A 13,079-nucleotide genomic window follows, 5' to 3' on the forward strand; every position below is an offset into this window, starting at 1 on the left:
CGCTGCCGGCCGCGGCAAGTCAAGATGTCGCAGCGATGCGTGGCGCCGGCGGCCACTTGTGCGGTTAAGTCTGGCTAATGGGTGAGCTAATAGGTGATCTTTGGAGGCAGCTTGCGTGCCTCTTCAATCAGCAGCTCGACTGACTTCTCTGAAGGCATCACGCGGACCAGCTTCCGCCGCACGTTGGCGTCCTTCATGCTCTGCGCCAGCCGCGACGGGTTGCGGTGGGCAAGCTCGCGCACAGTGGTGACGCCGGCGGCGCGGACCAGCCCGACCTTCGCCTTGCCCATGCCGGGAATCCGCATGTAGTCGGAGATGTTGGCCCATTCGAGCAATTGCTGTTCGCTGATCCCGGTCTTGGCGGCGAGCGCCTTGCGTCCCTTGACGGTGCGAGCGGCTTCAAGCAGCGCGTCGGTCGTGCGGATACCCTGCGATTTCAGTTTGGTGGCGCAATAGGCGGACAGGCCTTCGATCTCGGAGAGGGGGTATGTCATGATACTCGTATGCAGGTAGTAGGGAGCGCACGTGCAAGGGCGTCGTGAGAGGGGCTTCAGGCGAACTGGCTGAGGCCCGGTGTCCCCGAGATGATCTCGCCCATTTGATCCGCTCCGATTTTGTCGCGACCGAACCTGAAAAGTTCACGCGCGACGTTCTGAATCTCACTCATGCTCAGGCCAAGCGCCATTAGCCGGGTGCCGACAGCCATCAGGCCGCCGCCCATCAACCGCGACAGTCCACCGCTGTTGTTGGAGGCGGCGATCGCCGCTTCGGCGCCGGGGATTTGGTCGATCAGAGCCTGGACCTTGTCGGAAGGTCCCTCGTTACGGAGGAAACCCAGAACGATGCCGATGGTTTTTTCAGCGACAGCGCCGTCGATGCCGGCCTTCGCGGCCAGCTGTCCAACCAATTCGTCCATCTTGCCCCGCCTCAACCGGACTTTGCCGGATCATTCTTGAGGATTTATCTTGAGCGCCTGTGTCACGAAATACAAGCGATCCGCGCATTTCAGTTCGTATTCTTTTTCGATCGCGCCGTGACTGTGGCCTCGCTGCAAGAGTGAGCGGCGGATTCACACCATCTTGTCGCAATGCGCAATGCCTTTCGTCACTTTGCCGGGAATAAAATATGAGGAACTGCTGGCGCGACAATATACGTCGGCATCCGCTGACGGTTTCAATCGACCGGCAACATGCAATATGATGGCATGGGTTCGCATGTCGAACCGGTTCGATGTGTCGAAACCGGGTTCGAGTTTCGAACCGGGTGTGATGGATCGAAACGATCTAAATTTCCGTGAAGAGGCGAAGCGATGGCGACCTCCGACAACAAGTTGGCCGATACCGACGAGAAGATTTTTATCGGCAAGGGCGAGGAGACAGCCTGGTTGACGCTGGCGCTGGCCAATCGGCACGGCCTCGTCACCGGCGCAACCGGAACCGGCAAGACCGTCTCGCTTCAAGTGATGGCCGAAGGGTTTGCGCGCGCCGGCGTTCCGGTTTTCGCGGCCGACATCAAGGGCGATCTATCCGGCATCTCCGAAGTCGGCGAGGCCAAGGACTTTATTGTGAAGCGGGCCCAGCAAATGGGCTTGACCTTCGAGCCCGATCAATTCTCGACCGTATTCTGGGATGTGTTCGGCGAGCAGGGCCATCCGGTGCGTGCCACCGTCACCGAGATGGGACCGTTGCTGCTCGCGCGAATGCTCGATCTGAACGACGTGCAGGAAGGCGTGCTCAATGTCGCCTTCCGCGTCGCCGACGAGAATGGCCTCACGCTGATCGACATGAAGGATCTGCGCGCGCTGCTCGATGCGATCGCGCCCGACGGCAGCAAGAAGGGCGCCGACGACGGCGAGGACCCGCTGGCGTCGATCCGCAAGGCCGCGCAGGGCTACGGCAATGTGTCCAAGGCAACGGTCGGAACGATCCAGCGCCAGTTGCTGGTGCTCGAGAACCAGGGCGGCGCCAAGTTCTTCGGCGAGCCGGCGCTGACGTTGAAGGATTTCATGCGCACCGACCGCGACGGCCGCGGCATGGTTAATATCCTGGTCGCCGACAAGCTGATGCAGAGCCCGCGGCTCTACGCCACGTTCCTGCTCTGGATGCTGTCGGAATTGTTCGAGGAATTGCCGGAGGCCGGCGACCTGCCGAAACCCAAGCTGGTGTTCTTCTTCGACGAGGCGCATCTGTTGTTCACCGATGCGCCGAAGGCGCTGATGGACAAGATCGAGCAGGTGGTGCGGCTGATCCGCTCCAAGGGCGTCGGCGTCTATTTCGTCACCCAGAATCCGATCGACGTGCCCGACAAGGTGCTGGCGCAACTCGGCAACCGCGTGCAGCACGCGCTGCGCGCCTTCACGCCCCGCGACCAGAAGGCGGTTGCTGCGGCGGCGCAGACCTTCCGACCCAATCCGAAGCTCGACACCGCGCGGGTGATCATGGAGCTCGGCAAGGGCGAGGCGCTGGTGTCGTTCCTCGAAGGCGGCGGCACGCCGTCGATGGTCGAGCGCATCATGGTGCGGCCGCCGTCGGCGCGGATCGGACCGATCACGCCGGAGGAGCGCAAGGCGATCATGGATGCGAGCCCGGTCAAGGGCAAATACGACACCGCGATCGATGCTGAATCCGCCTACGAGATCATCCAGAAGCGTCTCGCCGGTGGCGCGGCGGCGACGGATGGCTCGGGGAGCGAGGGCGGCGGTATCCTCGGCCATATCGGTGCGATCGCGGCCGAGATATTCGGCACCAATGTCAAGCGCGGCCGGCTCTCGACCGGGCAGGTGATCGCGCGCAACGTCACACGCTCGGTGACCGACAAGGTGGTCGGCGGCGTGGTGGCCGATCTCGGCAAGTCCGTGGGTGGATCGGTGGGTGGATCGATCGGTCGCGCATTGGTGCGCGGCGCGCTCGGCGGCATCCTGCGCAGGTAGCATCGCGACGGTCCGACCCGAACGGGTAACCGGCTTTGCCTCGGGCAGCCGGCGCGCTACAACGTCGGCAACGTCCAAGCAATAGGATACAAGCGATGTCCAACGCCAAGCTGCAGCCGGTCCTCGACCGCATCGATGCCGATTTCGACAACAGTCTCGAGCGGCTGTTCACGCTGTTGCGGATCAAATCGATCTCGGCCGATCCGGCCTTTGCCAATGACTGCAAGGCGGCCGCCGATCACCTCGCCAAGGATATCGCAACCCTCGGCTTCAAGACCGAGGTGCGCCCGACCGCTGGCCATCCGGCCGTGGTCGGCAAGCTGAACGGCGCGACCGACGGGCGCCCGCATGTGCTGTTCTATGGCCACTACGACGTGCAGCCGGTCGATCCCCTGAATCTCTGGCACCGGCCGCCGTTCGAGCCTGCGGTGACCGACCATGCCGACGGACGCAAGATCATCGTCGCGCGCGGCGCCGAGGACGACAAGGGACAGTTGATGACCTTCGTCGAGGCGTGCCGCGCCTGGAAGAATGTGACGGGATCGCTGCCGGTCGACATCACCATCGTGATCGAGGGCGAGGAGGAGATCGGCTCGAAGAATTTCGTGCCGTTCCTCGAGGCCAACAAGGCCGAGCTCAAGGCCGACTTCGCACTCGTCTGCGACACCGGCATGTGGGACCCCAACACGCCGGCGATCACGACCTCGCTGCGCGGCCTGGTCTATGACGAGGTCAAGATCAAGGCCGCCAACCGCGACCTGCATTCCGGCGTGTTCGGTGGCGGCGCGCAGAACCCGATCCGCGTGCTGACGCGGATCCTCGGCGGCCTGCATGACGACAACGGCCACATCACCATCCCCGGTTTCTATGACGGCGTGAAGGATCTGCCGCCGGACATCCTGGCGCAGTGGAAGCAGCTCAACCTGACGCCGGAGAGCTTCCTCAAGCCGATCGGCCTTTCGGTGCCGGCCGGCGAAAAGGATCGGCTCCTGATCGAACAGGTCTCCTCGCGCCCGACCTGCGACATCAACGGCATCGTCGGCGGGTACACCGGCGAGGGCTCCAAGACCGTGATCGCGGCCGAGGCCTCGGCGAAGGTCTCGTTCCGCCTGGTCGAGGGACAGGATCCAGCGAAGATCCGAAAGGCGTTCCGGGACTACGTGACAGCGCGCCTGCCGGCCGACTGCAAGGCCGAGTTCATTGATCATTCCGGCGCGCCGGCGATCGCGCTCGACTGGAACATGAAGCCGCTGGCGGCCGCCCGTCGCGCGCTAACCGATGAATGGGGCAAGGAGGCGCTGCTGATCGGCTCCGGCGCGTCGATCCCGATCGTCGCCGACTTCAAGCGCACGCTCGGCCTCGACAGCGTGCTGATCGGCTTCGGCCTCGACGACGACAACATCCATTCGCCGAACGAGAAGTACGACCTCAAGAGCTACCACAAGGGTATCCGCTCCTGGGCGCGGATCCTCGCGGCGTTCGCCGAGGCCAAATAAAGCGAGGCACACCGAAGATAAAAACGCCGCCCGGAATTGGGCGGCGTTTTGATTCTCAACGTGCAGAGGGTGTTGGCGAACAGCCTACCCGAAGATTGTGAAATTTTCAATCACGGTAGCCGGGATTGACCCGGTCGAGCTTGCGCAGCAGCGGCGGCCAGACCAGCTGGGTCGAGCGCAGCTCGGCGCGGTCCGGGTTGGACAGCAGCTCGGTGTTCTTGTCGATGGCCTGCTGCTCGACCGGATAGGCGATCGGGCCGAGCGCGCGGGTCGCCACCTGCATCGAACAGGCGCGTTCCAGATGATACATCCGCTCGAACGCGGAGGCGACCGAGCGGCCGACCGTCAGCGTGCCGTGATTGCGCAGCAGCATGTGGTTCCTGGTGCCGAGATCACGCTGCAGGCGCGGGCGCTCGTCGTGATCGAGCGCGATGCCTTCATAGTCGTGATAGGCGAGGTCGTGGGTGACGAGCTGCGCGGTCTGGTTCAGCGGCAGCAACCCGTCGGGGCCGCTCGACACTGCGGTGCCGTCGACCGTGTGCAGATGGAGCACGCAGCCGGCATCCTCGCGCACCTCGTGGATCGCCGAATGGATGGTGAAGCCGGCCGGGTTGATGCTGTACTGGCTCTCCGAGAGCTGGTTGCCGTCGAGGTCGACCTTGACCAGGCTCGATGCGGTGATCTCGTCGAACATCAGCCCATAGGGGTTGATCAGGAAGTGATGCTCGGGCCCCGGCACGCGGGCCGAGATGTGGGTGTCGACCAGATCGTCCCAGCCATAGAGCGCGACCAGCCGGTAGCAGGCGGCAAGGTTGATCCGCTGCTCCCACTCCGCCGCACTCATGTTCGACGGCACTTCCTTGAGACGCGCTTCCGCTGGCGACATGGCGATTGCTCCATTGATCGTTGTTGCTTGGTTCAAGCGTAGCGCCGCCGCCCGAGCGCAGCAAGGCAGCGTCACGGCGTGACAGTCATGTCGGCATGCGGCCCACGATCCGAACCGCGATCGTCAGTGGGCAGCCGCGCGATGGATCTTCTGAGGCCGTGTTGCGCTACGGCGCCGGGATCGCCAGCAGGCTCGAGATGCTGCGGCCGCGGATGTCGTAGACGCGGGCGAACACCACGTCGTCGCGCTTGATCTCGACCATCACGGGCGCGGCCAGGCCCTTGCAGTAGAATTCGCCGAGCGTCATCGCGAAATCGGCAGCATTGCTGTCCCAGCCGATTGTGAAATCGGGCCCGAGCGCCACCTGCGCGGGGCGCTGCGGTCCGCACACCGCGACCTTCCATTTGCGGTGCTGCGGCGGCACTTCCTGCCGCTCCGCCAGCTGCTCGCGCAGCCCGTCGGAAGCCTGCTTCAGCGCCAGGCCCCAATAGTCCAGCATGAAGAAATTGTCGGCGGTCCGCACCGTGCCGGCGATGTGGTTGAAGTGCGTGTATTGATACGGATGCAGGCGGATCATCTCGCTGAGCGGCAGCAGCAGGCCGAACGCGAACACCGCGAGCGCCGCAGGCTGCCAGGCGCGGCGGTTCTCGCCGAGCCAGTCCATGCCGCGGGCGAAGGCGACGCCGGCGAGCACCGCCATCGGCGGGATCACGAAGATGAAATGGCGGATGCCGTTATAGAGCGCCGGCCGCTTCACCATGGCGATCACCAGCGGGAGCGTCGCAGCGAGCGTCAGCATCAGCATGATCGACTTGCGCTTCGCGGTCACGTCACTGCGCGACAGCGACATGAACGTCGCGATCACCGCCGCAATCAGCAGCACCAGCAGCACTTCGGGAAGCTGCAGTGCGAACAGCGTGGGCAGATAGGACCACGGCATGTCCGGCACCGACACCAGCGCGCCGTCGAACATCTCCTTCCACGGCTTCTCGAAGAAGTGCGAGAAGTAGGTCACCGCTTCCAGCGGGTGCCCCGGCTCCATGATCGACCACGGCCAGATCAGGCCCATCACGAGATAGCCGAGCAGCAGCCCCGGCAGCAGCACATAGACGACGTGGGCAAAGCGGTGGGTCGCCTCGCGCGTGCCTTGCTTGCGGAATTCCTCGATGAACAGCGGGATGAAGCCGAACACGGCATAGATCAGTGCGAGCCCGCCCAGCACGCGGCAGCCGATCGACAGGCCGGCCCCCAGGCCGACGATCAGGATCGTGCGCGGCGAGGGCGCCGGATATTCCTCGATCAGGCGGACGAGACCCAGGATCAGCACGATCATCGCCACGGCGAACGGCGCATCCTTCGGGTTCATGAACATGTGGCCGTAGAAGGTCGGGCACAGCGCCAGCAGCAGCAGCGCCGCCAGTCCCGCCAGCGGGCCGCCGACGCGGCGTGCCAGCCGCCAGGTGACAGCAAGGCCGATGACGCCGACGACCGCGCCGAGCAGGCGGCGCGTCTCGAACAATTCGAGCGGAATGACTTTGTGCAGCAGGGCCGCGGCCATATCGAAGCCGCCGCCGTACATATAGAGGTTGGCAAACGATAGCGCGCCGGTGTCCTTGAACCCGGACCCGTACATGCGCAGCAAGAGGTCGGCATATTCAGCGTGGGTGTAGTCGTCCCAGCCCAGACCGTAATCACGGAATGTGAGGCCGGCGACCACGGCGACCACGCCGAGGACGAGGAATGCGAGATCGTCGCAGGTCTTCTCCACCGAACGCCGTGCAGGCGCCTCGAAGGCAGACGTCGTAATCGATGACATGGCTAGTGGTACCGGCGTGCCTGTGGCCCAAATTTGGCGCTTTAGGGCCTCATTCCCCGGCATCCATAGCGCAGTTCCGTTTCCGAGTAATTGGTAATTGTGGCGTAATTTCCCAGATGCGTTGCAATAAATTGGCAGCAATTCGTAGCCAGTAGATCTACGGGAGCGGCTCCAAAAGCGGTCGGTGCGATCGTCGGCGCGAGCCGCATCACGATCGGTTAAGCGGGATTTTAGGGAACTTGACCTACAATTGGCGGTTGGCGGTGTGGGCAATATGACGGTATCGTGGCGTAGGCGGCCCACGCCGATTTTCGGTTGGGTCTTCCGGGGGTTAGTTCGATGAAGGTTGGTCTGTTGGTCGTCGGCGCGGCCCTGGTTGCGGCAGGCTTGGCGGCGGTCGGCTTTGGAATCCCCTACAAGGAATTCAGCGTCGGCAGCACGTTGATCACGACGGGGGTGACCGGCGTCTGCACCGGCGCGATCGTTCTGGGCCTTGCCGCCATCCTTGGCGAGCTCCAGGCCATGGGCGGACGGCTCGACGCCGTCGTTGCCGTGGGTCTCCGCGGCCCGTCGCCGTCTGCAACTTCCCCGCGCAGCGCTCCCGACGATCCGGTGTTCCCGCCACCGCCTGAGCCGAAGGTCTCGGCGCCTCCGCCGCTGGCCCCGACATCCGCGTCGGCGGCGCCGCCGCCGCCCTGGCACGACGAAATCGCCCCGCGCGGCGCGTCGGGCGAGGTGCCGCCGCCCGTGCCGGGCGCAACGGCTACGGACAGCGAAGCAGCGCCCCCCAAGCGGCGCAATCTGATGTTCTCATCCTCGCGGAAGGAGCGGACGCAAACGCGCGGCGCCGAGCCATTGACGCCGGACCTGCTGTCACCGGAGCTGCGTCCGAATCCGGCCGCTGCGGCCGAGCCTGCACCGGCGACGTTCGACGATGCCTGGCCGAGGGCCGACCGGCCGCGGTCGGTCGATGTCGCGCCGCGGCGCACGCCGCGGCCGTCAACCTTCGGCGAGACCCAGCCGGCCGCGGCCTCGCCCTCATCGGGCCATCCGCCGCCGCCCCAGGAGCAGCCGCCGGTGACCGTGCTCAAATCGGGTGTGGTGGACGGCATGGCCTATTCGCTTTATTCGGACGGATCGATCGAGGCGCAGATGCCGGAAGGCATGATGCGGTTTGCCTCGATCGACGAGCTCAGATCGCATCTGGAGCAAAGGCCGTAGCTCGGCGCCTCGCGCTTCCCTCCTGCCCGCCAACGGTTTCCATTTCGCTTGAGAGCGCAATAATACTTGCGCGTGGCCGGCTCGAAGCCGGAAACATAGCCGTTCTTGTCAGGTTTGCTGCAATCCGCTCATATTCGCGAAGTAGTACGCGATTCCAATAATGTATTGCTGAACGTGGATACTGTCCGGTGGGCGCCGGGCGTTGATAGCACGGGGAAGGTTGAGCCATGTCCGATACGTCAGGCAAAACGCCGGTCGAGCTGACCGCAAACATCGTTTCGGCCTATCTCAGCAACAATCCGACGCCGGCCTCGGATATCCCGAACCTGATCAGCCAGGTGCACGCCGCCTTGCTGCGGGTGTCGAGCGGACGCGCTGACGCGCCGAGCGAGCCGGCCAAGCCCGCGGTGTCGATGAAGAAGTCGATCACGCCGGAATATCTGGTGTGCCTCGAGGACGGCAAACGCTTCAAATCGCTCAAACGCCATCTGCGCACGCAGTACAACATGACGCCGGAGCAGTATCGCGACAAATGGGGGCTGCCGGCCGACTATCCGATGGTGGCGCCGAACTACGCGGTGGCGCGATCGCAGCTCGCCAAGAAGATGGGGCTCGGCCAGCAGGCGCGGAAGCGGAAGTAACAGAGCATTTTCGAGCGACGTGGATACCGGTTCGCGTGAAGAAAATGCCTCAAACTAAAATATCGAGCCCGTTCCGATTAAATCGGAATGGGCTCTACGCGGCGGAGGCCAGCGCCTCGCGCGCATCATTGCGGATGCGGTCGACCATCGAACGCAGGCCGTTGGAGCGCTGCGGCGTCAGATGGTCGCGGAAGCCGAATTCGTCGAACAGCGCGAGCGCATCGGTATCGAGGATCTGCTTCGGCGTGTGCCCGGAAAACAGCGTCAGCACGATCGCGACCAGGCCGCGCACGATGTGCGCGTCGCTGTCGCCGAGATAGATCAGGCGCGGTTCTCCATTGCCGTCGCGCTCGAGGCGCTTCGACAGCCACACCTGGCTGACACAGCCCTGCACCTTGTTCTCGGCCGAGTGCTCCGCCTCCGACAACGGCTCCAGCGTGCGGCCGAGCTCGATGACATAGCGGTAGCGGTCGTCCCACTCGTCCAGCAGTGCAAAATTGTCCCTGATTTCGTCGATCTTCGTCATTCGTGGCCCGCGTCCTATTCTCAAGGCTTATATAGGAAGGAGCCCTGCGAAAGCGACGAAAATGGAACCGGTTCCCGGTTGTTTTGACGGGTTTTTCTTCACGCGAAGCGGGTCCCATTCCCGCGTCAAGTGCGGGACAGGCGTCGCTCGAAAACGTGCTGGCTTACCCTCACGGTGTCGGCGGCAGGCGGAATTCGATGCTCTGATCGTCCGCGGTCAGCGTGTCGCGGGGGGCAGCCAAGGCGAGATCGGTATCGTCCGTACCGATCGAGCCGGTGTGGTCCGGCGGCTTCTTGTCGGTGATGATCTGGTAGAGCTTGCGGGCGCCATCGGTCGCGCGCTGGCCGATCGCGGTCGCGGCCTGGCCGCCGACTTCGCAGGCGGACGGCTGACGCTTGCAGAACTGACCCATGTCGTTGATCGTCGCGGTCGCGGCCGACACCGCGTCCGAGGCGCTGATCTGCGGCGTCTTGTCCGCTTCAGGGGCTTTGTCTCTCGGCAGCAGCACGAGCACGAGCCCGAGCCAGAATGCCAAACGCAACAGGAAGAACATGGCGCGATCCCGGTCGTCTGTCTTGTCTTTTGCTTCTTGCGCGGTGGAGGCCGCGATTGGCCTTGAGGGTTAGCATCGGTCGATAAACCGGAAGTATCTGCATTGAAGTAAATCCGCCCAAAAATCGCGGAAAACTTGCCCGAATTGATTCGCCGTAAATTTTCGATTGATGGCGGCTTTGCGGGGGCGGATGCGCGGAATCCGCCGCGTCCACCATTCCGAAACCATAGATCGTCGCATCCGGAAACCAGCCGTTCACCATCCCCGACAAATGAGTGGTGAATGGCAGCGTCGAAGCCTCCCAATGCACGGTGTTTGGCAGCAGGCGGCCCCGCCTTAGCGTTCGCTTAAGTTCGCTCTGACACGTTGACCTGCAATCACGAAGGAGGCGTTCCGGCGCGTCTAACTGACGATTGAGCCGAAGCGCGAGTGCTGTGAGTAGTTTGAGTCTGATCCGCGATTGCCTGGATGCGCTGCTGCATCCGTCGGCGCAGTATGATGCGCTGACGCGTGCGCGCCATCGTGCCTTCATGGCGCCGAGGCTGCTCGGCAGCCTGGCGGCGCTGGCTTCGTTCCCTGCCTTTCTGGCGATGCGCGGGGCGCCGACGGCGATCGAGGTCGCGGCGTTCGCCTGGCTGATCGCGCCGATCCTGCTGTCCTGGTTCCTGTCGCGCACCGGCCGCTATGAGGGCGCGCATGTGCTGTCGTCGCTGGCGCTCGCCGGCCTCGTCATGATGATCGCTGCCTCCACCGGCGGCATCGCGTCGTTTGCCGCGGTGTGGCTCGTCGTGATTCCGATCGAGGCGGCGCTGTCGGCGTCGCGGCGCGTGGTCGCCCTTGCCTTTGCGCTGGCGATGATCTGCGCCGCATTGCTCAGCGTGCTTGGTCATTACCACGTGCTGCCGCCGGTCGATCCCGCGGTCGTGTCGAACAGCATGCTGGCCGGCTTCGGCGTCGTGTCGGCGATCTTCTATGCGGCCGGGCTGGCCTTCGGCGCGGAATCGCTGGCGCGCACCAGCGTGGCGCTGCTCTACGTCGAGGAAGAGCGCTACCGGCTGCTCGCCCACAACATGAGCGACGTGTTGTCGCGGCACCGCCGCAACGGCGCGGTGCGCTTCATTTCGCCCGCGGCCGAGATCATGCTCGGCGTGCCGGCCTCGCGACTTTCCGGCCATGGTCTGTTCGATCGCGTCCATGTCGCCGATCGCCCGGCCTATCTCACGGCGCTGTCGGATGCGGCGCGCGGCGAGTCCCGCAGCGTCGAGTTCCGCGTGCGCCGCGACGGCGCCCGCGGCGAGGCCGCGGCCGAATTCATCTGGGTCGAGATGCGCTGCCGTGCGCTCGACCAGACCGCCGCCGATGCCGAGGTCGTCGCGGTGATGCGCGACGTGACCGATCGCAAGCTGCAGGAGCAGGCGCTCGAACAGGCGCGCAACGCGGCCGAGCAGGCCGATGCATCGAAGACGCGCTTCCTCGCTACCATGAGCCATGAGCTGCGCACCCCGCTCAACGCCATCATCGGCTTCTCCGAGATGATCGCGCAGGAAGACGTGCTCGGGCTCGATGCGGCCCGTCGCAAGGAATACGCCCAGCTCATCAACGATTCCGGCCAGCATCTGTTGTCCGTCGTCAACGGCATTCTCGACATGTCGAAGATGGAGTCGGGCAATTTCGAGATTTCGCCGGAGCCGTTTGCGCCGCGGCCGGCGCTGCTCAATTGTTGCAATCTGGTGGCGCTGAAGGCGCGCGAGAGCGGCGTCGACCTCGTCACCCGCGTGCCCGACGATCTGCCGATCGTGAACGGCGATCCGCGCGCGTTCAAGCAGATCGTCCTCAATCTCGTCTCCAACGCCATCAAGTTCACCGAGCGCGGCGGCAAGGTGACGGTCTCGGCCGCCGTCGAGGGGTCACGGCTGCTGCTGCGGGTCTCGGACACCGGCGTCGGCATTGCCGCCGACGACCTCAAGCGGATCGGCGATCCGTTCTTCCAGGCCGGCAAGACCTATCAGCGCCGCCACGAAGGCACCGGCCTTGGCCTCTCGATCGTGAAGGGACTGGTCGGCCTGCACCACGGCGACATGAATGTGGAGAGCAAGGTGGGCGAGGGCACCATCGTGTCGGTCGCGCTGCCGCTATCGTTCACCCCGCCGGCCGCGGTCGAGCCGTCCAGCAATGTCTCGACCCTGAAGCCCGCGCTGCGATCCGGACTCCAAGAGCAAACCCATCAGGTGAAGAAGAGTGCCTAGACAGACTTTGGATGACGACGAAACGCCGCGCCGTCGCCGTGGCGCCAAGGCAGTGGCCATCACGGCCGAGGAAGAACGTGGCCTCGTGCTGCGTTTGCTGCTGCACAGTCCGAAGGACCTGATCGCCGGCGTGCTGGCGCTGTCTGCCATCGTTGCAATCCTGATCAATGCGCTGTTCCTGCAGGCCGGCCGGCATCCGTCGCCGATGTTCGGCGGCTCAGTGGTGACGCTGCCACCGCCACCTCCGGCAGTCGCGGCCGCCAGCCCGATCCCGCGCCCGCGTCCGGCCGAGGCCGCCGCGCGCTCTGCCGAGCCAGCGGCGGTGGAGACGACCAAGACGGTCGACGTGAAGCCGGTGGAGACCAGGCCCGCCGAGACCAGGTCCGTCGAAGCCAAACCGGAACCCAAGCCGGTTGAAGCCAAGCCGGTCGACCCGATAGCCAATCTGGTGGCGAAGTCGACTGCAACGCCGCCGGCCGCTGCTCCGGCCCCGGCCGCCGCGCCCTCCAGTGTCATTCGTCCGCCGGCGCCGATCCCGACCGCGCATCTGAGCCCGGCAGGCAAGCGCATCGCCGCGGTCCAGCGTACGCTGACGGAATATGGCTACGGTCAGCTCAAGCCGACCGGCACGATCGGCGCCGATACCCAGCACGCGATCGCAAAGTTCGAGCGCGCGCGCAAACTGCCGGTGACGGGGCAGATGTCCGATCGCCTCGTGCGCGAACTCAGCACGATGATCGGGCACTCGATCGAGTAGGCTTTCTT

The 13,079-nt window shown here is 64.7% G+C and carries 12 protein-coding genes; 6 read left to right on the forward strand and 6 right to left on the reverse strand.

The genetic code is table 11. From position 1 onward, the window contains the following. Positions 1 to 86: 86 nt before the first annotated feature. Both JQ616_RS24485 and JQ616_RS24490 read right to left on the reverse strand, forming a co-directional pair. On the reverse strand, positions 87 to 494 hold the full coding sequence (locus JQ616_RS24485) for a DUF4332 domain-containing protein (RefSeq protein WP_018270650.1): 408 nt from the start codon (positions 492 to 494) through the stop codon (positions 87 to 89). A gap of 56 nt (positions 495 to 550) precedes the next feature. Next, positions 551 to 916: a hypothetical protein gene (locus JQ616_RS24490; protein WP_016841849.1), complete on the reverse strand. Its 366-nt coding sequence runs from the start codon at positions 914 to 916 to the stop codon at positions 551 to 553. A 393-nt stretch (positions 917 to 1,309) separates the two neighbouring features. Between JQ616_RS24490 and JQ616_RS24495 the strand changes: the two genes are divergently transcribed. Beyond that, complete coding sequence (locus JQ616_RS24495; protein WP_212018855.1) at positions 1,310 to 2,929, forward strand: helicase HerA-like domain-containing protein; 1,620 nt, start codon at positions 1,310 to 1,312, stop codon at positions 2,927 to 2,929. Positions 2,930 to 3,024: 95 nt separating this feature from the next. Next, entirely contained in the window at positions 3,025 to 4,425 is a 1,401-nt protein-coding gene (locus tag JQ616_RS24500) for a M20/M25/M40 family metallo-hydrolase (protein WP_212018857.1), read from the forward strand. A 106-nt stretch (positions 4,426 to 4,531) separates the two neighbouring features. On the opposite strand, the gene JQ616_RS24505 is transcribed toward JQ616_RS24500, so the two are convergent. Next, the gene (locus tag JQ616_RS24505) at positions 4,532 to 5,311 is read right to left on the reverse strand and encodes a class II aldolase/adducin family protein (protein WP_212018859.1); all 780 of its coding nucleotides are present in this window, start codon (positions 5,309 to 5,311) and stop codon (positions 4,532 to 4,534) included. Between the two features lie 166 nt (positions 5,312 to 5,477). Beyond that, positions 5,478 to 7,127: a glycosyltransferase family 39 protein gene (locus JQ616_RS24510; protein WP_212018861.1), complete on the reverse strand. Its 1,650-nt coding sequence runs from the start codon at positions 7,125 to 7,127 to the stop codon at positions 5,478 to 5,480. A 339-nt stretch (positions 7,128 to 7,466) separates the two neighbouring features. Here JQ616_RS24510 and JQ616_RS24515 point away from each other — a divergent pair, with 339 nt between their 5' ends. Both JQ616_RS24515 and JQ616_RS24520 read left to right on the forward strand, forming a co-directional pair. Next, complete coding sequence (locus JQ616_RS24515; RefSeq protein ID WP_212018863.1) at positions 7,467 to 8,348, forward strand: DUF308 domain-containing protein; 882 nt, start codon at positions 7,467 to 7,469, stop codon at positions 8,346 to 8,348. 227 nt (positions 8,349 to 8,575) lie between these two features. Continuing rightward, positions 8,576 to 8,989, forward strand: coding sequence for a MucR family transcriptional regulator (locus JQ616_RS24520; RefSeq protein ID WP_212018865.1), 414 nt, complete (start codon positions 8,576 to 8,578; stop codon positions 8,987 to 8,989). Between the two features lie 94 nt (positions 8,990 to 9,083). On the opposite strand, the gene JQ616_RS24525 is transcribed toward JQ616_RS24520, so the two are convergent. Together JQ616_RS24525 and JQ616_RS24530 are read right to left on the reverse strand one after the other, a co-directional pair. Beyond that, positions 9,084 to 9,515 carry a SufE family protein gene (locus JQ616_RS24525; RefSeq protein ID WP_212018867.1) on the reverse strand — a complete coding sequence of 144 codons (432 nt, stop codon included), beginning with the start codon at positions 9,513 to 9,515 and terminating at the stop codon, positions 9,084 to 9,086. Between the two features lie 169 nt (positions 9,516 to 9,684). Further along, positions 9,685 to 10,068, reverse strand: coding sequence for a DUF5330 domain-containing protein (locus JQ616_RS24530; protein WP_212018869.1), 384 nt, complete (start codon positions 10,066 to 10,068; stop codon positions 9,685 to 9,687). A gap of 443 nt (positions 10,069 to 10,511) precedes the next feature. Here JQ616_RS24530 and JQ616_RS24535 point away from each other — a divergent pair, with 443 nt between their 5' ends. Together JQ616_RS24535 and JQ616_RS24540 are read left to right on the forward strand one after the other, a co-directional pair. After that, positions 10,512 to 12,314, forward strand: coding sequence for a sensor histidine kinase (locus tag JQ616_RS24535; RefSeq protein ID WP_212019156.1), 1,803 nt, complete (start codon positions 10,512 to 10,514; stop codon positions 12,312 to 12,314). After that, the gene (locus tag JQ616_RS24540; protein ID WP_349630043.1) at positions 12,307 to 13,071 is read left to right on the forward strand and encodes a peptidoglycan-binding domain-containing protein; all 765 of its coding nucleotides are present in this window, start codon (positions 12,307 to 12,309) and stop codon (positions 13,069 to 13,071) included. The genes JQ616_RS24535 and JQ616_RS24540 overlap by 8 nt, the downstream gene beginning before the upstream one ends. Positions 13,072 to 13,079: the final 8 nt, after the last annotated feature.

This window comes from Bradyrhizobium tropiciagri (assembly GCF_018130545.1).
Classification (GTDB): domain Bacteria; phylum Pseudomonadota; class Alphaproteobacteria; order Rhizobiales; family Xanthobacteraceae; genus Bradyrhizobium; species Bradyrhizobium tropiciagri_A.